The sequence below is a fragment of the Streptomyces sp. NPDC020965 genome (assembly GCF_044333555.1).
Taxonomy (GTDB): Bacteria; Actinomycetota; Actinomycetes; order Streptomycetales; family Streptomycetaceae; genus Streptomyces.
Window position 1 is genome coordinate 772,461 of sequence record NZ_JBIRRE010000001.1, and the last position, 21,867, is coordinate 794,327.

Annotated in this window: 18 protein-coding genes and 1 riboswitch; of the genes, 10 read left to right on the forward strand and 8 right to left on the reverse strand. The window is 72.9% G+C overall.

Annotated elements, in window-relative coordinates:
* Positions 1–75: 75 nt before the first annotated feature.
* The 3 genes from ACH4S7_RS03345 to ACH4S7_RS03355 form a co-directional block, all read right to left on the reverse strand.
* A complete protein-coding gene (locus ACH4S7_RS03345; protein WP_398519348.1) occupies positions 76–1,563 on the reverse strand; it encodes an MFS transporter in 1,488 nt (495 codons plus the stop codon).
* A gap of 440 nt (positions 1,564–2,003) precedes the next feature.
* Positions 2,004–3,227: a lipid-transfer protein gene (locus ACH4S7_RS03350; protein ID WP_398519349.1), complete on the reverse strand. Its 1,224-nt coding sequence runs from the start codon at positions 3,225–3,227 to the stop codon at positions 2,004–2,006.
* Between the two features lie 241 nt (positions 3,228–3,468).
* Positions 3,469–5,724 carry an acyl-CoA dehydrogenase gene (locus ACH4S7_RS03355; RefSeq protein WP_398519350.1) on the reverse strand — a complete coding sequence of 752 codons (2,256 nt, stop codon included), beginning with the start codon at positions 5,722–5,724 and terminating at the stop codon, positions 3,469–3,471.
* A 223-nt stretch (positions 5,725–5,947) separates the two neighbouring features.
* On the opposite strand from ACH4S7_RS03355, the gene ACH4S7_RS03360 reads away from it, so the two are divergent.
* The 5 genes from ACH4S7_RS03360 to ACH4S7_RS03380 all read left to right on the forward strand — a co-directional run bounded on the left by ACH4S7_RS03360 (position 5,948) and on the right by ACH4S7_RS03380 (position 10,504).
* Positions 5,948–6,595 carry a class I SAM-dependent methyltransferase gene (locus tag ACH4S7_RS03360; RefSeq protein WP_398519351.1) on the forward strand — a complete coding sequence of 216 codons (648 nt, stop codon included), beginning with the start codon at positions 5,948–5,950 and terminating at the stop codon, positions 6,593–6,595.
* Positions 6,596–6,617: 22 nt separating this feature from the next.
* Positions 6,618–7,706, forward strand: coding sequence for an N-acetylmuramoyl-L-alanine amidase (locus tag ACH4S7_RS03365; protein ID WP_398519352.1), 1,089 nt, complete (start codon positions 6,618–6,620; stop codon positions 7,704–7,706).
* Positions 7,707–8,152: 446 nt separating this feature from the next.
* A complete protein-coding gene (locus ACH4S7_RS03370) occupies positions 8,153–8,974 on the forward strand; it encodes a hypothetical protein (protein WP_398519353.1) in 822 nt (273 codons plus the stop codon).
* A 159-nt stretch (positions 8,975–9,133) separates the two neighbouring features.
* Positions 9,134–10,144, forward strand: a complete 1,011-nt coding sequence (locus ACH4S7_RS03375) for an LLM class F420-dependent oxidoreductase (protein WP_398519354.1) — start codon at positions 9,134–9,136, stop codon at positions 10,142–10,144.
* 63 nt (positions 10,145–10,207) lie between these two features.
* Complete coding sequence (locus ACH4S7_RS03380; RefSeq protein ID WP_398519355.1) at positions 10,208–10,504, forward strand: hypothetical protein; 297 nt, start codon at positions 10,208–10,210, stop codon at positions 10,502–10,504.
* Positions 10,505–10,964: 460 nt separating this feature from the next.
* Here ACH4S7_RS03380 and ACH4S7_RS03385 read toward each other — a convergent pair whose 3' ends face one another.
* From ACH4S7_RS03385 to ACH4S7_RS03395, 3 genes are all read right to left on the reverse strand, one after another.
* Positions 10,965–12,059 (reverse strand): prenyltransferase/squalene oxidase repeat-containing protein, encoded by a 1,095-nt coding sequence (locus ACH4S7_RS03385; RefSeq protein ID WP_398519356.1) that lies wholly within the window; start codon positions 12,057–12,059, stop codon positions 10,965–10,967.
* Positions 12,056–12,787 (reverse strand): class I SAM-dependent methyltransferase, encoded by a 732-nt coding sequence (locus ACH4S7_RS03390; RefSeq protein WP_398519357.1) that lies wholly within the window; start codon positions 12,785–12,787, stop codon positions 12,056–12,058. The genes ACH4S7_RS03385 and ACH4S7_RS03390 overlap by 4 nt, the downstream gene beginning before the upstream one ends.
* A 96-nt stretch (positions 12,788–12,883) precedes the next feature.
* Positions 12,884–14,323: a glycosyltransferase family 4 protein gene (locus ACH4S7_RS03395; RefSeq protein WP_398519358.1), complete on the reverse strand. Its 1,440-nt coding sequence runs from the start codon at positions 14,321–14,323 to the stop codon at positions 12,884–12,886.
* A 209-nt stretch (positions 14,324–14,532) separates the two neighbouring features.
* Between ACH4S7_RS03395 and ACH4S7_RS03400 the strand changes: the two genes are divergently transcribed.
* Positions 14,533–15,159: a TetR family transcriptional regulator gene (locus ACH4S7_RS03400; protein ID WP_398519359.1), complete on the forward strand. Its 627-nt coding sequence runs from the start codon at positions 14,533–14,535 to the stop codon at positions 15,157–15,159.
* A 42-nt stretch (positions 15,160–15,201) separates the two neighbouring features.
* Here ACH4S7_RS03400 and ACH4S7_RS03405 read toward each other — a convergent pair whose 3' ends face one another.
* Positions 15,202–15,435 (reverse strand): ferredoxin, encoded by a 234-nt coding sequence (locus ACH4S7_RS03405; protein WP_398519360.1) that lies wholly within the window; start codon positions 15,433–15,435, stop codon positions 15,202–15,204.
* The gene (locus ACH4S7_RS03410) at positions 15,435–16,907 is read right to left on the reverse strand and encodes an aldehyde dehydrogenase (protein WP_398519361.1); all 1,473 of its coding nucleotides are present in this window, start codon (positions 16,905–16,907) and stop codon (positions 15,435–15,437) included. The genes ACH4S7_RS03405 and ACH4S7_RS03410 overlap by 1 nt, the downstream gene beginning before the upstream one ends.
* 322 nt (positions 16,908–17,229) lie before the next feature.
* Between ACH4S7_RS03410 and ACH4S7_RS03415 the strand changes: the two genes are divergently transcribed.
* The 4 genes from ACH4S7_RS03415 (at position 17,230) to ACH4S7_RS03430 (ending at position 21,791) form a co-directional block, all read left to right on the forward strand.
* On the forward strand, positions 17,230–17,946 hold the full coding sequence (locus ACH4S7_RS03415; protein ID WP_398519362.1) for a histone deacetylase: 717 nt from the start codon (positions 17,230–17,232) through the stop codon (positions 17,944–17,946).
* A 178-nt stretch (positions 17,947–18,124) separates the two neighbouring features.
* Entirely contained in the window at positions 18,125–19,159 is a 1,035-nt protein-coding gene (locus ACH4S7_RS03420) for an MBL fold metallo-hydrolase (RefSeq protein WP_398519363.1), read from the forward strand.
* 576 nt (positions 19,160–19,735) lie between these two features.
* A riboswitch (cobalamin riboswitch) is annotated at positions 19,736–19,818 on the forward strand.
* Positions 19,819–19,950: 132 nt separating this feature from the next.
* The gene (locus ACH4S7_RS03425; protein ID WP_398519364.1) at positions 19,951–21,162 is read left to right on the forward strand and encodes a prenyltransferase/squalene oxidase repeat-containing protein; all 1,212 of its coding nucleotides are present in this window, start codon (positions 19,951–19,953) and stop codon (positions 21,160–21,162) included.
* A complete protein-coding gene (locus ACH4S7_RS03430) occupies positions 21,159–21,791 on the forward strand; it encodes an SCO2322 family protein (protein WP_398519365.1) in 633 nt (210 codons plus the stop codon). Before ACH4S7_RS03425 ends, ACH4S7_RS03430 begins: the two co-directional genes overlap by 4 nt.
* Positions 21,792–21,867: the final 76 nt, after the last annotated feature.

Below are 21,867 nucleotides of genomic sequence, written 5' to 3' on the forward strand. Positions count from 1 at the left end.
GTCCACCCGCCTCTCCGCTTCCCCGGCTTGCCCACCTTCCCGGCACCCAGCGGACGGCGGCGCTCTCTCCCGCCGCTACCCGGTGGTGGACGCCTCGGTCCGGCGCGGCAGCCAGAACAGCATCACCACGGCACCGAACAGGAGCAGCCCGGCCCCCGTCCGGAACGCGAGCCCGTAGCCGGCCGCCAGATCGGCCGGGGTCGTGCCGCCCGCCATGCCCGCGGCCGCGACCGTGGAGAAGATGGCGAGACCGAGGGCGCCGCCCATCGTGCGCGAGGTGTTGACCAGGCCGGAGACCAGACCCGATTCACCCGGTTCGGCACCCACGGTGGCGAGGGAGGCGAGCGGGGTGGCGGCGAGGCCGATGCCCATCATCATCAGGATGCCGGGGCCGAGGATCGAGGCGAGGAAGGTCCCGTCGGCGGTCATCAGGGACTGCCAGCCGAAGCCGGTCGCGGCGATCAGCGCGCCGATGACGGCGATGGGCCTGGCGCCGACCCGCGCCATCAGCAGGGGCGCCAGCTTGGAGCCGACGATCACACTGACCGAGCTGGGCACCAGCGCGAGTCCGGCCTCCAGCGGGGTGTAGCCGAGCACGTTCTGCGCGTACACCGTCATGAAGAACCACATGGAGAACGACGCCGAGCCGATGATCATCATCGTCGCGTTGGCGGCGGAGACCGCGCGGGACCGGAACAGCCTCAGCGGCATCAGCGGCGCGGCGGTACGCGCCTCCACGGCGACGAAGAGGCCCAGCACGGCGAGCCCGCCGAACAGGGGCAGCAGCGTGCCGGGGGCGGTCCAGCCGGAGTGCTCGGTCGAGACGATGCCGTAGGCGACCGCCGCGAGTCCCCCGGTGACCAGGATCGCGCCCGGCAGGTCCAGCTTGCGTCCCGCGCCGTCGCGGCTCTCCCGGAGCCAGATCACGGCACCCAGCAGCACCAGCGCCCCGATCGGCACGTTGATCAGCAGCACCCAGCGCCAGGAGAGCAGGTCGGTGAGGACTCCACCGACGAAGCCGCCGGCCGCACCACCTGCCGCGCCCACCGCCGACCAGGTGCCGATCGCCCGGGTACGGGCCGCCCCGGCCGGGACGGCGGCGGTCACGATGGTGAGGGTCGCGGGGGCGAGTACGGCGGCGCCCAGCCCCTGGACCGCACGGGCAGCGAGCAGTTGCCAGCCCTCCTGGGCGAGCCCGCCCGCGAGGGAGGCCGCGGTGAACAGGCCCAGGCCGAAGAGGAAGGTGCTCTTGCGTCCGAAGATGTCGGCGGCCCGCCCGCCGAGGAGCATGAACCCGGCGAACGCGATGGAGTAGGCGTTGAGGACCCACTGGAGCCCGGTGGTGGAGAGCCCGAGATCCGCGCGCATCGAGGGCAGGGCCACATTGACGACAGAGACGTCGAGGACGACGAGGAACTGTCCGGCACAGGCGGCGAACACCACCAGCCAGGTGCGCGCGGGGCGCGCGACGGGGTCGGCGAGGGTGGCGGGAAGGGTGGGGTCGGATATTCGAGGCTTCCGGGGCTTCCGGGGGTCTGATGTCTCTGACGGGGCTTGGACCATGAGTGTCATGGTCTCAGGCCCCCTCTGGCCCGTACATCCCGATTATCGGCATAAGGCCCGGTGCGACCTGGGTCACGGTCCTGTAGCCGAAATGCCGCAGGTGGAGATGGGTGGAGACGAGTCGGGACGGGGCGCGCCAGCCAGCCGAGAGCCCGTGCGGGCGGCCCGAGAGCCCGTGCGGGCGGCCCGAGAGCCCGTGCGGGCGGCCCGAGAGCCCGTGCGGGCGGCGAGGGGAGGACCTGGCACACTCCGGCGAGTGAGTGGCCGGGGGGCTGCGCGGCACCGAAAGGGCTGGCCCGCGCACCCGGGGCGAGTGAGCCGAAGGGGCGCGCGGGGGTCGAGAGTGAGGGCCCGACGGGACCCGGGCGGTCCCGAGGTACGAGGGATCGAGCACGATCGACCGTCGGCGCACGCTCACCGCGCCCCGGAGGCGAACCGCCCTAAAAGGAAAGGGGCGCCCCGGAGGTGAACCGAGCCCTAGAAAACACAGTCACCACGGCGGCGCCGCCCAGGCCGATGTTGTGCGCCAGCCCGGCCCGCGCCCCCGGTACCTGGCGGGGTCCCGCCTCGCCGCGCAGTTGCCAGACGAGTTCGGCCGCCTGGGCTAGTCCGGTCGCGCCCAGCGGGTGCCCCTTGGAGATCAGTCCGCCTGACGGATTGACCACCCACCGTCCGCCGTGGGTCGTCGCCCCGCTCTCCACCAGTTCGCCGGAGGCGCCGTCCGCGCACATGCCGAGCGCCTCGTAGGTCAGGAGTTCGTTCACCGAGAAGCAGTCATGGAGTTCGATCACGTCGATGTCCTCGATGCCGAGCCCGGACGCTTCGTACGCCAGCCGCGCCGCCTGGCGTGACATCGGTCGGCCGACGACGTCGATGCAGGAGCCGGAGGTGAAGGACGCGCCGGTGTCGGTGGTCATGGCCTGACCGGCGATCTCCACGGCCCGGTCGTGCAGTCCGTGCTGGGCGACGAAGCGTTCGGAGACGACGACGGCTGCGGCCGATCCGTCGGAGGTGGGCGAGCATTGGAGCTTGGTCAGCGGTCGGTGGATGGATTTGGCGGCGAGGATGTCGGCGGTGGAGTAGACGTCCTGGAACTGGGCGCGGGGGTTGTCCGCCGAGTGCCGGTGGTTCTTGGCCGCGACGGCGGCGAGCTGGGCCTCGGTGGTGCCGTAGCGCTCCATGTGTTCGCGGGCGGCGTTGCCGAAGATCTGTGCGGTGGGCGGGGACATCTCGAAGCCGTGGGCCGCCGCCATCACGCCGTAGTGGCGGGCGACGGGCGAGGTCGCGAAGTCGCCGCCGTCCGCGCCACCGCCCAGCGCCCCCTTCTTCATCTTCTCGAAGCCGAGGGCGAGCACGCAGTCGCTGAGGCCGCCTGCCACGAACTGGCGCGCCATCATCAGCGCGGTGGCGCCGGTGGCACAGTTGTTGTTGACGTTGTAGACGGGGACGCCGGTGAGTCCGAGTTCGTAGACGGCGCGCTGGCCGGCCGTTGACGGCTGGAAGCAGTAGCCGACGGCGACCTGTTCCACGGCCTCGTAGGCGATCCGGGCGTCGACGAGGGCCTGCGTACCGGCTTCCTTGGCCATGTCCCAGTACTGCCAGTCCCGTGATTCGGGCTTCTCGAACTTCGTCATGCCGACGCCGACGATGTAGCTCTTCGCCATGAGGTGGCTCTCCTTGCTGCCTGGACGCGGATACGGTCAACAGCGCGCGTACGGTCGAACGGTCAAGAGCACGGATACGGTCGAGGGGCGGCGACTGCGGCCCGGCGATCGAGTGGCCCGGTGATCGAGCGACCCGGCGATCGGGTGGCCCGGCGATCGGGTGGCCCGGCGATCGGGTGGCCCGGCGATCGAGCGACCCGGGGCCGGGGGCCAGGGGGCCGAGGGTCAGCCGGCCGGCGTCTCAGCCGCGGGGCAGCCCAAGGACGCGTTCGGCGACCACGTTGAGCTGGACCTGAGTGGTGCCTCCGGCGATCGTCAGACAGCGGGACATCAGCAGCCCGTGCACGGCCCGTTCCCCCGGCCCCTCGCACAGGGCGCCCTCCGGGCCGAGGAGTTCGAGGGTGAGTTCGGCCGTCTTCTGCTGGTGGCGGGTCTGGACGAGCTTGCGCGCGGCGGCACCCGCGCCCGGTTCGAGCCCGGAGACCTGGAGCATCGTCGTCCGCAGCCCGATGCAGGCGAGTGCGTGGGCCTCGGCGGCGAGTGCGCCGATCCGGGCGCGGTGGGCACCGTCGAGGCCGGGGGCCCGGTCGAGCAGGGCCTCCAGTCCGGTGTCGAAGGTCATCTGGTCGGCCATATGGACGCGTTCGTCGCCGAGGGTGTGACGGGCGACCCGCCAGCCGCCGTGGACCTCGCCGACGACGGCGTCCGACGGGAGCAGCGCGCCGTCGAGGTAGACCTCGTTGAAGAGGGAGTCGCCGGTGATCTCCCGCAGCGGTCGAATCTCGACACCTTCGGTGTTCTTCATATCGATCACGAAGTAGGTGAGCCCCTGGTGCTTGGGGGCCTCGGGGTCGGTACGGGCGAGCAGGATGCCGTGGTCGGCCCACTGGGCGGCGCTGGTCCACACCTTCTGGCCGGTGATCCGCCAGCCGTCGTCGGTGCGCTCGGCCCGGGTGCGCAGCGATGCCAGGTCAGAGCCGGCGCCGGGTTCGCTGAAGAGCTGGCACCAGTGGAGGTCGCCCCGGAGGGTGGCGGCCAGATAGCGCTCCTTCTGCGCGTCGGTGCCGTGGGCGAGGAGGGACGGTACGACCCAGGTGGCGATACCCAGGTTGCTGACGACCACGCCGGCGTCGGCCAGCTCCCGCTGGACGGCGAGTTGTTGGACGGGCCCGGCACCGAGACCGTACGGCGGCGGGAGGTGCGGGGCGGCGTATCCGGTCGGGGCGAGCAGACGTCGGGCGGCGGCGGGGTCGAGCCCACGGGCGGGCGCGATGGCGGCGCGGGCCCGCTCCCGGTGGGCGAGGGCCTCGGGGGGTAGCTCGACGCGGAGTTCGCGCCGGGCACCGTCGGCGGCGAGCCGGACGGCACGGAGCCCGTGGGAGTCGCCGGGGCCGAGGAGTTGGCGGGCGACGAGGGCGCGGCGGAGGACGAGATGGGCGTCGTGTTCCCAGGTGAAGCCGATGCCGCCGAGGATCTGAATGCAGTGGAGGGCGGCGGTGTAGGCGGTGTCGATGGCGGTGCTCGCGGCGAGGGCGGCGGCGAGCGAGCGGACCTCGGGGGTGGTCGGAGCGCCCTGCCCCGCCTGCCCAGCGTGCCCTGCCTGCCCCGCCTGCCCCGCCTGCCCCGTCCGTACCGCCTGCCCCGTCCGTACCGTCGCCGCGCGGGCTGCGTCCCAGGTCAGTGCGCGGGACTGCTCCAGGCTGACCAGCATCTCCGCGCAGAGGTGCTTGATCGCCTGGAACCGGCCGATGGGGCGGCCGAACTGTTCCCGCACCTTGGCGTACTCCGTCGCCGTCTCCAGTGCGCGGGCCGCCACCCCGCACGCCTCGGCCGAGAGGACCACCGCCGCCAGATCCCGTACCAGCGCGGTATCGACATCGACGGTGAGCAGTCGCGCGCGCGGTACGACCACCCCGCGCGCGCTCACCTCGGCCGTCGGGCGGGTCGGGTCCGCGCTCTCGTGGGCGCGGACCGTGAGGGTCGACGCGTCCACCGCCATCCAGACCGTGCCCGTCGACGACTCGGCCGCCAGCAGCAGCAGATCGGCCGCCGCCCCGGCGAGTACGGGCGGGGCCGTGCCGTCCAGCGACAGACCATCGGCATCGTGTACGGCGGTGAGCGAGCCGGGGCCGAACGCCACCGCGCCGATCCGCCGCCCGTCCGCGAGCGCGGTGACGAGGGCGTGCTGGCCCGAGCGCAGCAGCAGTTCGGCGGCGAGGGCGTTCATGGGGTACGGGCCCGGCAGCGTGGCCCGGCCCGTCTCCTCCAGGACGACGGCGAGATCGAGCAGGCCGCCGCCCCCGCCGCCGCACTCCTCCGGCAGGTGCACCCCGTGGAGCCCCTGTTCGGCGGCGGCGTCCCAGTGGGTGGGCCGGCCGGTCCCGGCCGAGGGCGCGTCGAGCAGTTTGCGGACCTCCTCGGGCGGTACGGCGCGCGTCAGCCAGCCGCGCACGGACGCCGCCAACTCCCGTTGTTCGTGCGTGATTCCGATGCCCATGAGCGGCAGAGTAGAACACGTTTCAATCTGACGATAGGTCAGATGCGCGAAATTCCTGGTCACCGCGGCGCCGACCCGGGGCGTACCTCAGCAGCCCCGCGCCCCGCAACCCCGCGCCCGTACCACCGCCCCCCGGTCAGCCCCGCGCCCCCGCGACCGGCGCCACCCGCCGTACGGGACGATGGGCGCCCCGGACACCCGTACGACGCGAAGGAACCGCGCCATGGCCACCGCCACCCCCGAGCCCGAGATCCTCGCCGCCTTCGAGGCCGCCACGGGCTTTATGCCGGTCGCGGAGGGGCTCGCCCTCTACGCCGCCGCCGTCGACGCCGGGGCGCTCGGACTGCCGCTGCTGGAGGTGGGCACCTACTGCGGGCGGTCGACCATCCTGCTCGCCGACGCCGCCCGGGGCGCCGGAACCGTCGCGGTCACCGTCGATCACCACCGGGGCAGCGAGGAGCAGCAGCCGGGCTGGGAGTACCACGACCCGGCGCTGGTCGACCCGGAGGTGGGCCGAATGGACACCCTCCCCACCTTCCGGCGCACCCTGCACCGGGCCGGCCTGGAGGAGCACGTCCTCGCGGTCGTCGGCCGGTCGCCGCAGGTCGCCCGGGTCTGGACCAGCCCACTCGGGCTGGTCTTCATCGACGGCGGGCACACTGACGAGCACGCGAACGGCGATTACGAGGGCTGGGCGCCCCGGATCGCCGACGGCGGGCTGCTGGTGATCCACGATGTGTTCCCGGACCCGGCCGACGGTGGCCAGGCCCCGTACCGCGTCCATCGGCGCGCGCTCGCCTCCGGCGCGTTCACCGAGATCTCCGTGACCGACTCGCTGCGTGTCCTGCGCCGTACGGGTCCGGGAGTCTGACGGGACGACTACCATCGCGCAGGTGTCGTACGACGAGAACGAGCGACCCCGCCGCCGCAGGCCCGACCGACTCACCGTGGCCGTCCTCGCGCTGGCTCCGGTCGCGCTGGCGGGCTGGCTGATCTGGCGGGCGGCGGACGACTCCGGCCCGGAGCAGTCCGCGAAGGCGCTGTCCACGTCCGGTGCGCGGACTCCGGGTGCACCGGGGGCCTCGGACACCGGCACGGCCACGCCCGGGACCCCCGGCGCTCGGACACCGTCCCCCGGCGCCGGACAGACCGGCGACGGACCCACTGGTGACGGACCGACCGGCGATGGCCAGACCGGGGGCGATCAGACCGGGGACGGCCGGGCCACGGACGGAAAGAACGGCGACGGGAAGAACGGGCAGGGGCGGAACACCACGCAGGCCCCGCCGCCGCCCGGCCGCGCGGACGGGCCCCTCACCGGCTCGGTCATCGCCATCGACCCCGGCCACAACCCGGGCAACTTCCGGCACACCACCGAGATCAACCGGCTCGTGGACGCCGGCACCCACCGCAAGGAGTGCGACACCACCGGCACCACGACCAACGCCGGTTACACGGAGGCCGCGTTCACCCGCGATCTCGCCCACCGCCTCCGCACCCTGCTCCGGCAACAGGGGGCGACGGTCGTCCTGACCCACGACGGCGAACGGGCCTTCGGCCCCTGTGTGAACGAGCGCGCCCGGATCGGCAACGCGGCGGAGGCCGATGCCGTCGTCTCCCTGCACGCCGACGGATCCCGCCAGGGCAATCGAGGATTCCATGTGATCCTGCCCGGTCTGGTGCAGGCGGGCACGGCGGACACCGCACCGATCGTGGGCCGCTCCCGCGACCTCGGGGAGCGGATCGCCGGAAAGTTCGTCCGCGCCACGGGCAGCGCGCCCGCCAACTACGTGGGCGGCGGCACCGGCCTGGACGTGCGGAAGGACCTGGGCGGGCTCAACCTCTCCACCGTGCCGAAGGTGTTCATCGAGTGCGGCAATATGCGGGACACGCGGGACGCCGCCCTGCTGACCAGCCCGGAGTGGCGACAGCGGGCGGCCCGGGGCATCGCCGACGGGCTGTACAGCTTCCTGCTGCGGTAGGCGCGGGTGCTCCCGTGGCCCCGCCAGCGCCCCGGGACCACCGAAACCACCGACCCCAGGCCACCGCCGGAAACCACCGACCCTGGGCCGCCGGAAACCACCGGTCCGCCGGAGGGGCCACCGGCCGCCCCCGGCCCGCCCAGCGGCTCCCGTACCGCCCTCGTACCGCCCCCGAACCGCTCTCGTACCGCCCCCGTACCGCTCCCCGAGCACTTTCCGAGCGCATTCCGCGCCATGCGCACCGCCCGCCCCGGCAGCCCCGCACCCGCTTCACACCCGCCCCACACCGGGGCGGCGACTCCGCGCACCCGGCAGACGTCCGGATCGGTCAGACGATAGATTCACCCCCTACGATGGGGGGTCACCCCCGAGCCCCGCGCCATGCTCACCGCCCCTGGCGGCAGCGACGACCGCCCCGATGAGACGACCGACGAAGGACTTTTCACGTGAACATCCGATCCCTCACAAGAGGCGACGGCGTGGTGATCGGAGCAGCGGTGCTGCTGTTCATCGCCTCGTTCCTCGACACGTTCGACTGCTCCGGCAGCTGCAATGACGTGCCGACCGCCTGGGACAACGGGTCCCTGCTCATGGGTGTCTATCTGGCCGGCATCATCGCGGCGGCACTGATCGTCCTCTCGCATCTGCTCCCCCGGCCGCCGAAGGTGCTCGGGATCGAGCTGGGTCACCTCGGTCTCGCCCTGGCGCTCTTCACCGCGTGGTCCGCGCTCGGCGCCGTCTTCGACCCGGGCGGCTCGCTCAACGTCGACGGCATCGTCGACCCCGACGCCGGCACCGGGCTGATCCTCGGCTTCGTCGCGGCGCTCGTGCTGGCCGCGGGCGCGGTCGGCTCGCAGCTCGTGGGCGCCCTGAAGGCCCCGCTCATCGGAGCCCCGCGCCCGGCCGCCCCCACCCCGTACGGTGGCGGCCAGCCGCAGGGCGGCTACGGCTACCCGGGCGCCCAGCAGCCGCCTTACGGTGGTCAGCCCGCCCAGTCGCAGCAGCAGCCACAGCCGTCGTACGGCGGTCAGCCGGGTCCGGCCGCCGCTCCGCAGGCCGGCGGGGGTGCCGAGTTCGCCCCGTTCTGGTTCGCGGTGCCGGTGGCCCGTCCGCTGTACGGCGAGGACGGCTCCCCGACCCCGATCGCCGAACTCGCACCCGGCACCTGGTACCTCGCGGTCGAGCAGCGCGGTTCCGGGCTGATCGCGCAGACGCAGGACGGTCGTCGCGGTGTGCTCCAGGACACCTCGGGTATCCAGCGCGGCTGACGTCCCCCGGCCATTCGACGGCCCCTCGCCCTTCCCGGGCGAGGGGCCGTCGGCCTATTCTGACGCACCATCAGAATCACTGCCGGCTGACGGCGGACCGCTGTCGGAATCGCGGCCGGGAACCCCTGCCGGGAACACGGAGCGTCGGAGGTGTGTGGCGTGCGACTGGGACTCGCGCTCGGCTACTGGGGCCGGGGTCCGACCCCGGGCCATCTCGACCTCGCCCGCGAGGCGGAACGCCTCGGCTACGACTCGGTGTGGACCTCCGAGGCATGGGGCTCCGACGCCTTCACCCCGCTCACCTGGATCGCCGCGCACACCTCCCGCATCCGGCTCGGTACGGCCATCGCGCAGATGGCCGCCCGCAGCCCCACCGCGACGGCGATGCACGCACTCACCCTGGACCACCTCTCCGGCGGCCGGATGATGCTCGGCCTCGGACTCTCGGGGCCACAGGTGGTGGAGGGCTGGTACGGCCGCCCGTTCCCGAGCAGCCCGCTCACCGCCACCCGCGAGTACGTGGAGGTGATCCGCCAGGTCCTCCGCCGCGGGGGGCCGGTGGAGCTGGCCGGGCGCTTCCACTCCCATCCGTACCGGGGGGACGACGGCACCGGCCTCGGCAGACCGCTCAAACCCATCACCCACCCGCTGCGCGCCACGCTGCCCCTGCTGCTCGGCGCGGAGGGACCCAAGAACATCGCCCAGACGACCCGGATCGCCGACGGCTGGCTGCCGCTGTACTGGTCACCGCTGCGGACCGATGTCTACAGCGCCTCGCTCGCCGATCTGCCCGAGGGTTTCACCATCGCGCCGATGGCGCGGGCCCAGGTCTGCGACGACATCGCCGAAGGACTGCTGCCGGTGAAGGCGATGCTCGGCTTCTACATCGGCGGGATGGGGCACGCCACCCGGAACTTCCACGCCGATCTGATGGCACGGATGGGGTACGAGGCCGAGGCCAGGCGCGTCCAGCGGCTGTTCGCCGACGGCCGGCGCGAGGAGGCGGTGCTCGCCGTACCGGACGCGTTCGCCGACGAGATCTCGCTGGTCGGGCCCCGGGAGCGGATCGCGGACCGATTGGCGGCCTGGCGCGCGGGGCCCGTCACCGATCTGCTGATCACCGCACCGGACCCGGGGACCATGCGGGTACTGGCCGAGCTGGTGCTCTAGGTCCTGCCCGACGGCCCGGCACCCCTCGTGTTTCAGCGACACGCGAGCGGTAACACGACCGCCATGAGCCCTCGTCATCGCAACGGATCGCACCAGGCCGGGACGGTCATCGCGCTCGTCGCGGACGTCATGGCCGCCATTCTCGTGCTGTGGATCCTCATGTATCTCCTGGACGCCAACAGCTCGAACTCGTTCGTCGAGATCGTGCGGGATGCCGCGCGCTGGCTGGCGGGCTGGTCCCACGACCTGTTCACCTTCGACAAGGAATGGGCGCGCGTCGTCGCCGGGTACGGTCTGGCGGCCGTCGTCTATCTCGTCATCGGACACGGTGTGGCGGGCCGGGTACGCAGCCGCCACTGAGCCGGGTGCGTCTGAGCCGGAGCCACTGAGCCGGGTGCGACGGCCCTCCCCGCGGCGGGTCAGCCGTGCGGGGGCCGGGACCACTGAGTCGAGCCGGCCGTAGGCGTTGCCCCGGGTGCTGACCAGGCCGAACACATCCTCATCGAGGGTGCCGTCCGCGTACTGCCGGCTGATCCAGGGGTGCAAGGTGAGCACCCCATGAATCCCGCCATGGTGGCGGCTTCGATCGGAGCGGGTTCGATCGCAGCGGGTTCCGTCGCGTCGCTCTCCTTCGGGGGTGGTGCGGTGCCGGGGTCCGGTCCCGGACGGACGAACAGCGCCGGTCCCCCGCTGCGGCCGGTACGCCCCCTCAGCGATACGGCTTCTGGTACGGCTCCTCAGCGGTACGGAGGCGCGGAGGCGCGGCGGTACGAGGGCATCGGCGGCGGCTCCGAGCCCCGCACCGCCGCGGGCTACGGCGTCATGGAGTGCAGCAGTCGGGAGCGAGTCCCCTGGGCAACCGCTCCCCGCCGAAGACCGCCGTGGTCGCCTCGTCGCCGCCGAGCGCGGCCACCGCCAGCAGCAGCGAACCGGCCGTCCACGAGGTCAGCTCCTCCGGCCAGTGGGCGCGGTTCCCCTCGAAGACGTACCCCGTCCAGTACATCCCGCCGTCGGCCCGCAGGTGTCCGATCGACTGGAGCACCTCCAGCGCCCGGTCCGACTCCCCCATCACCCACAGCGCCAGGGCGAGTTCGCAGCTCTCGCCACCGGTGACCCAGGGGTTGGGCAGCACGCAGCGCACCCCGAGGCCGGGTACGACGAAGTCGTCCCAGCGCTCCGCGATCCGCGCGGTGGCCTCGGCCCCCGTCACCGCGCCCCCGAGGACGGGGTAGTACCAGTCCATGGAGTAGCGGCCCTTGTCGAGGAAGCGCTCGGGGTGCCGGCCTATGGCGTGGGCGAGGGCGCCCGCCGCCAATTCCCAGTCGGGCTGGGGCTCCTCCAGCGCGTCGGCGATGGCGAGGGCGCAGCGCAGGGCGTGGTGGATGGACGAACTGCCGGTCAGCAGGGCGTCCCGGACCGGCGCGCCCCCCTCGTCGGGTGACTCGCGCTTCCAGCCGATCTGCCCGCCGGGCTGCTGGAGCCGGAGCACGAACTCGATCGCCGCCCGGACGACCGGCCACATCCGGTCGAGGAACGGCTCGTCACCGGTGGCGAGGTGGTGGTGCCAGACGCCGACCGCCACATAGGCGCAGAAGTTGGTCTCCCGGCCGAGGTCGGTGGGCCGGGACGCGTCACCGTCCTGGTAGGCGGCGTACCAGGAGCCGTCCTCGTTCTGGTGCCGCAGCAGCCACTCGTACGCGCGTGCCGCCGCCTCGTGCTCGCCCGCCGCGTCCAGCGCCATCGCGGCCTCGGTGTGGTCCCACGGGTCCAGATGGTGCCCCCTGAACCAGGGGATCGCGCCGTCCGCGCGCTGGACCGCGAGGACGCCCGCGACGGTCTCGGCGGCCTGTTCGGCGGTGAGCACCCCGGGCAGGATCAGATGTTCGGTACGGGGGGTACGCGGGGAAGTGGTCACGCCTCGGCCCCGGCGCGGTGCGGCTTGGTCGCGTACGCCACGAAGCTCTTGCCGATCAGTGGGTTGAGCGCGCGTTCGGCGAGCCGGGTCGCGAGTGGCTTCTTCATGATGTCCCAGACCAGCAGTTGGTGGTACGCCTTGACCGGCAGGACCTTGTCGTTGTCCACGCCGAAGGCGCACTTGAGCCACCAGTAGGGACTGTGCAGGGCATGGGCGTGGTGGGTGCCGTACGGGACGAGTCCGGCCTCCTCGATCCTGCTGAGGAGTTCGTCGGCCTTGTAGATCCGGATGTGTCCGCCCTCGACCTCGTGGTAGGCGTCGCTGAGCGCCCAGCAGACCTTCTCGGGGCCGTACCGGGGGACGGTGACCGCGATCCGGCCGCCCGGCTTGAGGACCCGGACCATCTCGGCGAGCACCCCCTTGTCGTCGTGGATGTGCTCCATCACCTCGGAGATGATCACGACGTCGAAGGACCCGTCGGGGAAGGGGAGGTTGAGCGCGTCGCCCTCCATGGCGGTGGCGGTGGCGCCTTCGGGGGCCTCACCCGCCTCCTTCATGGCGGCGAACCACTTGGCGACCTCGCGTATCTCCTCGGAGTTGCGGTCGAGGGCGACGACCTGGGCGCCGCGCCGGTAGCACTCGAAGGCGTGCCGTCCGGCACCGCAGCCGAGGTCGAGAACGCGGTCGCCGGGCGCGAGGGGGAAGCGGGAGAAGTCGACGGTCAGCACGGGATCCCGCTTTCGCAGTCGAGGCAGTCGAAACAGTCGGGGCGGTGGAGCAGTGGAGCAGTGGAGCGGCAGAGCGGACGGGGAGCGTGGCGGGGTCTACGGACGGGGCTTCGCGGCGCCACCGGCCTTCACGACGCCGCACGAGTCCGCCGCGCCACCGGCTTTCACCACGCCGAGGGAGTCCGCCGCGCCGCCTCCGGAACGCACCGCGCCACGGGAACGCTTCGAGTCCGCCATCGCCGCGCGGTACAGCTCCACCGTGCCCTGCGCCGCCCGCGCCCAGGTGAACCGCGCCAGTACTCGTTCCCGCCCGGCCGCGCCCAGTCGGGCGCGCAGCTCCGCGTCGCCGAGCAGCCGCCCCAGCGCCGCCGCGAGCGCGCCCGCGTCCCCCGGTGGGACCGACAGACAGGTCTCGCCCCCGGGGCCGGTGACCTCCGGTATCGCTCCGCCGGTGGTGGCCACCAGCGGAGTGCCGGTGGCCATCGCCTCGGCGGCGGGCAGCGAGAACCCCTCGTACAGCGAGGGCACACAGGCGACCTGCGCGCTCCGGACGAGATCGACCAGTTCGGCGTCGGAGATGCCCTTGACGAACTCGATCGCCCCCTGGAGGCCGTACCGCTCGATGAGCTGGGCGACCGGTCCGTCCTCGGCGCGCTTGCCGACCACCACGAGATGGGCGGCGGGGTTCTCGGTACGGACCTTGGCCAGTGCCTCCACGAGGTGGACGAGCCCCTTCAGTGGGACGTCGGCGCTGGAGGTGGTGACGATCCGGCCGGGGACCTCGGCGACGGCCGGGTCCGGGGAGAAGAGATCGGTGTCGGCCCCGATGTGCACGACGTGGACGCGCTCGGGCCGTACGCCGAGCTGGTCCACGATCTCCTGCTGGGACGAGCCGGAGACGGTGAGTACGGAGGGGAGCCGGCGGGCGACCCGCTTCTGCATCCGGGTGAAGCCGTACCAGCGGCGCACGGAGGCGCGCCGGCGCCAGTCAGCGGCGGCGTCCAACTCAAGTCGGCGGTCCACGGTGATGGGGTGGTGGATGGTGGTGACCAGCGGTGCGCCGAGGTCGCCGAGCAGGCCGTAGCCGAGCGTCTGGTTGTCGTGGACGACGTCGAACCGGCCGCGCAGGGCGCGCAGATGACGGCGGGCGCGCAGCGAGAAGGTCAGCGGCTCGGGGAAGCCGCCGGTCCACATCGTGGCGACTTCCAGGGCGTCCACCCAGTCCCGGTACTCGTCGCGCTTCGGCGTGCGGAACGGGTCCGGGCTGCGGTACAGATCGAGGCTGGGCAGTTCGGTGAGGGGGACCCCGTCGTCGAGCACGGGGTAGGGCTGGGCACCGATCACCTCGACGCTGTGGCCCAGGCGGGCCAGCTCGCGGGAGAGATGGCGGGCGTAGACGCCCTGGCCACCGCAGAACGGGTTGCCCTTGTAGGTGAGGAGCGCGATGCGCAGCGGGTGGTCACCGCCGTCGGTCGACCCCGCGCGGGCGCCCGTGGGGCCCGTTTGAGGGCCGGCCTCGATGGCCTCAGCGGTCACTCACGGCCCCCTTCTCACTACGTTTCGCCGGAGCGTAACCGCTCGCGCTAATCTAGAACAAGTTTCAGACTTCGCCGTACGACGGGCTTCGAATCTACCCGCAGGTAGCTCCGGCGTGAGGGCTGGATCAGGTGATTCGCGCCACGACGGGACCACTGCGATGCTGTGCGGTCCGTACGGGCACGGACCGGGACAATGGAACGGGACAAATGACAGCCGAAGCCAAGTCGCCGGGTCCGGCGTCACCGCCCCTGACGGAGCGCCAGGAGGCGCGCCGTCGTCGTATTCTGCACGCCAGCGCCCAACTGGCGAGCCGGGGCGGTTTCGACGCGGTGCAGATGCGCGAGGTCGCCGAGTCCTCCAGCGTCGCGCTGGGCACGCTGTACCGCTACTTCCCCTCCAAGATCCATCTGCTGGTCGCCACCATGCAGGACCAGCTCCAGCACATGCACACCACCCTCCGCAAACGCCCCCCGGGCGGGGAGACCGCGGCCGAGCGGGTGGCCGAGACCCTGATGCGGGCGTTCCGCGCGCTCCAGCGCGAACCGCATCTCGCGGACGCGATGGTGCGCGCGCTGACCTTCGCGGACCGCAGCGTCAGCCCCGAGGTGGACACGGTCTCCCGGCAGACGACGGTGATCATCCTGGACGCCATGGGGCTGGAACATCCGACGCCGGAACAGCTCTCGGCGGTCCGGGTGATCGAGCACACCTGGCACTCGGCGCTGATCACCTGGCTGTCGGGCCGGGCGTCCATCGCACAGGTGAAGATCGACATCGAGACGGTGTGCCGGCTGATCGACCTGACCACACCGCCGCCCGACCGCCGGGGCTGACCGGGTGCGGCGCTCCTCCCCCGGCGGCCAGGCCCCACGGCCTCAGTCCTCCGGGGGGAACACCGCCTCCCCGCTCGCCAGCAGGGTGATGGTGATCGCCTCCACCGGACAGCTCTCCGCCGCCGCGAGCACCGGCTCACTCGCGGCCGGATCGTCCTCCAGCGGACGCGCCTGGCGCGCGCTGTCCAGCGCGAACCCGTCGGGCGCCGTCCCCACGCACATGCCCGAGCCGATGCAGACGGCCCGGTCGACCTCGATGTGCCAGCGGTCGCCCATCAGTTGCCCCCGTCGCTGTCCCCGTAGCCGGCCGGAAGGTGGATCATCTTGTGCTCCAGGTACTCGCCGTACCCCTCGGGACCGAACTCCCGGCCCACCCCGGAGTCCTTGTAGCCGCCGAACGGTCCGAGCATGTCGAGACTGAAGGTGTTGACGTTGTACGTGCCGGTCCTGATCCGCCGGGCGAAGTCGAGGCCGCGCTCGACGTCGGCCGTCCAGACGCTGCCGCTGAGCCCGTAGTCGGAGTCGTCGGCGATGGCTGCGGCCTCCGCCTCGTCCCCGTACGGCAGCAGACAGATCACCGGGCCGAAGATCTCCTCGCGGGCGATCCGCATGGAGTTGTCGACCTCGCCGAAGAGGGTCGGTTCGACGTACCACCCCTTCGCCAGCCCGCTGGGGCGCCCGCCACCGGTGAGGATCTTGGCGCCCTCGGCCTGGCCGATGCCGATGTAGTCGAGGGACCGGCTCCGCTGGCGCTCGGCGACCAGCGGGCCGACCTGGGTCGCCGGGTCCAGCGGATCGCCGACCACCAGGGCACCGGCGGCGGCGGTGAGCGCCTCGGCGATCTCGTCGTAGCGGGCGCGCGGCGCGAGGATGCGGGTCTGGGCCACACATGCCTGCCCGTTGTTCATCCAGGCGGCGGGCACGATCCCGGCGATGGCCGACTCCAGATCGGCGTCGGGGAGGATCACCGCCGCCGACTTGCCGCCCAGTTCCAGCGTGACCCGGGTGAGATGGCGGGCGGCCACCTCCATGACCCGACGGCCCGCCGCCACGGAACCGGTGAAGGACACCTTGTCCACCCCGGGGTGCCCCACCAGGTACTCACTGACCTCGCGGTCGGCGGGAAGGATCGACAGCACGCCTTCCGGGAGCCCGGCCTCCTGGACGATCTCGGCGAGGATGTACGAGTCGAGGGGGGACTCGGGGGACGGCTTGAGCACCGCCGTGCAGCCCGCGAGCAGCGCCGGGGCGAGCTTGGCGGCGGCGGTGAACTGGGGAACGTTCCACGGCATCACGGCGGCGACGACCCCGACCGGCTCCCGGCGCACCAGGATCCGGCCGAGTGCTCCGGTGCGGGTCTCCTCGTGCGGGAAGCCCTGGGCGACGGAGATGTTGGCGTCCCAGACCATCATCGCGCCGAGCGCCTGCGCCAGCACGCTCCAGGAGTACGGGGAGCCGTTCTGGGCACTGATGGAACGGGCGATCTCCTCGTACCGCAGACCGATGGCGTCCTTGATCCGGGTGATCACCTCGACGCGTTCGGCGAGCGTCATCCGTGGCCAGGGGCCGTGGTCGAACGCCTCGCGGGCGACGGCGACCGCCCGGTCCACATCGGCGCGGGAGGCGTGCGGGACCCGGCCGATGATCTCTTCGGTGTGCGGCGAGACGACCTCGATGGTCTCGGTGCCCAGCGGGTCGGTCAACTCCCCACCGATGAACAGCTTTCCGTGTTCCACAAGCTCGGTCATGGCTGCTGCCTCCTGCGCGATCCTGACGCCCGAACCGGATCTGACACTGTTTCAGAACTGATATCAGTTCTAGTTATCGTGAGCAAGGGATGCGGGCGGGCGAGGCCGGGGAGAGCGCCTGACACCCGGCCCCGACACCGGCACCCGACACCCGGCACCGGATCAACCACCGGGGGCATCAGGCGCCACGCGACCCCGGCACCCCGGGACCGGCACCCCGGGACTCGGAACTCGGGACCCGGGACCCGACCAACCGCCAACCGCCAGGCACCGCGCGACCCCCACACCCGACACCCGACACCCGTCAGCCCGGAGGGATCGATTGAGCACCGTCCACCGCCCGACACCCCCACCCCCCGGACACCGGCCCGAACCCCTCACCCCGGAGCGGGTCTGGTACGCGTCGTACGGCTCCAACATGGACGCGGCCAGGCTCCACCACTACATCGCGGGCGGGCGACCGCCCGGTTCGGCCCGGACGTATCCCGGGTGCCGGGACCATGGCGCCCCGGCCCGCTCCGTATCGGTCGAGCTGTCGGGGGTGCTGTACTTCGCGACCGAGTCATCGGTCTGGACCGGAGGTAGGGCGTTCTACGACCCCGACGCCGGAGGCCGGGTGTGGGCGCGCGCGCATCTGATCACCACCGGGCAGTTCTCCGACATCGCGGCCCAGGAGATGTACCGACCACCGGGGACGGACCTGGACCTCGGACCGGTCCTCGCCACCGGACGGCAACGGCTCGGCCCCGGACGTTACGAGACGCTCGTATGCCCCGGCCTGCTGGCCGGGCTGCCCGTGCTGACCTTCACCGCGCCGTGGCACATCGGGGACGTCGAGCCGGTCGTGCCGTCCGGCGCGTATCTGCGGCATCTCGCCTCCGGCCTGCTCGCGGCGGGCGGTTGGGACGCCGCAGCCGTCGCCCGGTATCTGTCCCGCGCCCCCGGAGCGGCCGGCGCTTGGACACCGGAGGGCGTCGCACGGCTGATGGACCCGGGGCCGGACCGTGCCGACCCGCCTCGCGGCGCCCCGGAGCGCTGACCGACTGAGGGATCACCGACGGCACACGGAGCGGCGAGTCCCGCCCTCCGTGCGAACAGGCGTGCTGCACAGTTGAGCTGACGTTCCATCAGTTCTCGTTATAGTGAGCGAAGTGAGCGACGCCCTTGCCGGGACACGGCGGCGGCTCGTGTCGTGGACAGCTGAGAGATGAGGCGTCATGGCGCAGGTGACCGACCACGGCGGAGGCGTCTGGTCCATCCCGGTCCCCATTCCGGACAACCCCGTCGGCCACACCCTCGTCCATCTCATCGACACCGGCAGGGGCCCGGTCCTCATCGACACCGGCTGGGACGACCCCGCGTCCTGGGACGCCCTCACGGCGGGCCTCGCCACGGCCGGCGTCGCCGTCGGCGATCTGCACGGCGTCGTCATCACCCACCACCACCCCGACCACCACGGGCTCTCCGGCCGGGTCCGCGAGGCATCGGGCGCGTGGATCGCGATGCACGCGGCCGACACCGAGGTCATCCGGCGGACCCGGGAGGCCGAACCCACCCGCTGGCTCGACTACCTCACCGACAAGCTCACCCGGGCCGGGGCGCCGGACGACCACATCGCTCCGCTGCGGGCCGCCCGCGCGGCGGGCCGGCCCCGGACGCCACCGGGGCTGCGGGCCGCCCTGCCGGACCGGGAGATCGTGCCCGGCGAACTGCTGGACCTGGCGGGCCGGCGGCTGCGGGCGATATGGACCCCGGGCCACACGCCCGGACATGTCTGCCTCCACCTGGAGGAGGAGCACCCGGCCCGGCTGCCGGGGCGCGGGCGACTCTTCTCCGGTGACCATCTGCTGCCGGGGATCACACCGCACATCGGGCTGTACGAGGACCCGGACGACGCGACCGTCACCGACCCGCTCGGCGACTACCTCGACTCGCTGGAACGCGTCGGCCGACTGGGGCCCGCTGAGGTCCTGCCCGCGCACCAGCACGCGTTCACCGACGCCGCGGCCCGGGTCCGGGAGCTGCTCGACCATCACGAGGAGCGGCTGACGGCGCTGCTTCGCCTGCTGCTGGAGCCGCTGACGCCGTGGGCGATCGCGGAACGGATGGAGTGGAACCGGCCCTGGGAGCAGATTCCGTACGGGTCGCGGAACATCGCGGTGTCGGAGGCGGAGGCGCATCTGCGGCGGCTGGTGAAGCTGGGGCGGGCGGAGATGCTGCCGGGGACGCCGACGCGGTACGTGGCGGTGTGACGGCCCCCGGGCCGAGGGCGGAGGCTGGCCCCAGGATCCAGCGGGCGCAGGACAAGCGGGCGCAGGACCGGCAGGCCCAGGATCCAGCGGGGCTCAGAGCCCCAAGGGCTACGGGCTGGACCAGCGGGCCCAGGGCTCCAGGACCGCGCGCCGGACGACCGGCCTTCAGCGCCGGCAGCTCCGGAGCTGCCGGCTCCCCGAAGCCACCGGCCACAGGCCCCAGGGGTCCGGACTGCGGGGTCCGGGGGCCGGACCGCGGTCCAGGCTGCGGGTCCGGGCTGCGGGCTCCGGGGTCCGGGGTCCGGGTCCAGGCTGCGGGGTCCGGACCGCGGTCCAGGCTGCGGGACCGGGGTCCGGGTCCGGCGTCCGGGGTGCCGCACACGGGATACGGGCTACGACCACGGGCTCCCGAAGCCGTGGGCTGCGGAAACGTTCCCTCGCCCGCCACCCCCGCCGCTTCCCGCAACCCCGCCGAGCGGCAGATCGCACCCGGCCCGGACTTCACAAGCGGGGGATCGCGCTCCGGGCAGCCCCGCGCCGGCCGGTAGAGTGGGCGAGTCGTCATCACGCCCGTACAGGGGGAAGCCGGTGCGAATCCGGCACTGACCCGCAGCCGTGAGCCGCCCGTCGAACCTCGGCGGCGGCGAGTCGGAATGCCCTGTGCCCGGTCGTGACCGGCTCGTGTCACCGGCAGCCTGCCGGTGGCCGGCACCGTCGAGGAATTCGGGGCCGGAGCCCTGGTGCCTGACCGTGCCCGAGCCCGGCTCCCGCAGGAGAGGCCCGTCCCGCCCATGAGCACCGTCCGCCGCAGCGCCGCAGCGCTCGCCGTTTCCGCCGTCCTCGGCGTGGCCATCGCCGCCGCAGCCGCACCGGCCGCCATGGCGGCGACCAGCCCCACGCCGTCCGCCGTACTGCCCAACGGTCTCTACGGAGCGGCCGACCCCACCTACGACGGTGTCTGGCGGCAGTCCCTGGCCCTCCTCGCACAGGACACGGTCGGCGTCCGCCCGGCCAGCAAGGCCGTGGACTGGCTCGCCGGCCAGCAGTGCGACAACGGCGGCTTCCCCTCCTACCGCGCGGACGCCACCGCCCCCTGCACCGCCAAGCTGCCGCTGGACTCCAACGCCACAGCCGCCGCCACGCAGGCGCTCGCCGCCATCGGCGGCCAGGACACGGCCGTGAAGAAGTCCGTGACCTGGCTGAAGTCCACCCAGAACCCCGACGGCGGCTGGGGCTACAACCCCGGTGGCGCCAGCGACGCCAACTCCACCTCCATCGTGATCGGCGCGCTCGCGGCGGCGGGCGAGAAGCCCGGCGAGGTGACGGCGAAGGGCGGGAAGTCCCCGTACGACGCCCTGCTGACCTTCGCCAAGCCGTGCGGTGGCCCCGACGGCGGGGCGTTCGTGTTCCAGCCGAAGCAGCCCGGCATCATCGCGGACTCCACGGCCGCCGCCGTCATCGGCGCACACGGCGAGGACCTGGTGGTGAAGGCGGGACCGAAGGACGCCAAGGGCACCGCCTGCGAGCCGGCCACCACGATCGAGGGTGCCGCGCACAACGGCGCCGCCTACCTCGCCACCGCGCTGGCGAAGAACGGGCATCTGCTCACCGCGCCGATGCCCGGCGCCACGGACCCGGCCGCGAAGCCCGACGTCGGCAACACGGCGGACGCGATCATCGCCCTGACCGCGCAGGGCCTCGGTGAGCAGACGAAGAAGCCGCTGGAGTGGCTGAAGGGGAACTCGGCCGCCTGGGCGAAGGAGTCCGGCCCGGCCGCGTACGCCCAGCTTGTCCTCACCGCGCACGCGACGGGCACGGACCCGAAGAACTTCGGCGGTACGAACCTGGTGGAGCGGCTCAACGCGCTCGGCCCGCAGCCGGAGAAGGCCAAGTCCACCGAGGACGACTCCCCGTCCGGCACCTGGTGGATCGTCGGAGCGTTCTTCGTGGCGAGCATCGGCGCGGGCATCCTGGTCAGTGGCCGCCGCAAGTCCCAGCGGTGAGGCGCGGACGGCTGCTCGCGCTGGTCATCGCGCTGGGGGCGGCCCTGACGGCACTCTCCACCGGGCCGGCGCAGGCGGCGGGCTACCGCTACTGGTCCTTCTGGCAGAACGACGGCGCCGCCTGGCGCTACGCCACGGAAGGACCGGCGACGGCGCGTCCGACTGACGGATCGGTGAACGGCTTCCGCTTCTCGGTGAGTGAGAACAGCGCGGACGCGGCCCGGCCGCGCCGGGCCCCGGACTTCGCGGCGATCTGCGGTACGACGCCGCCGAAGCCGGCGACGAAGCGCGTGGCCCTGGTCATCGACCCGGGCACCGCCGCCGACGCTCCCTCCGGCGAGCGGCCCCCGGCGCTCCGGGTGGCCTGCGCGCAGGTACCGGAACCGGCGACGACGGCGGAGGCGCTGGCCAAGGTGGCGAAGCCGCTGCGCTACAACAGCCAGGCGCTGCTCTGCGCGATCTCCGGCTATCCGCGCGCGGGCTGCGGCGACAAGATGTCGTCGCCGACCGCTACGGACCAGGACACCGGCTCGGACGACGGCCCCTCGGTGGGGGTGCTCGCCGGGGCGGCGGGCATCGCGGCGCTCGGCGGGGCAGCGGTGTGGCAGTCGCGCCGCCGCAGGCGATGACCGAAGGCTTCAGCGGCGCCGGTCCGGGCGGGCGCCGACTCCGGCCCGGCACGCCCGACCGAGACGGCGCGGCGCC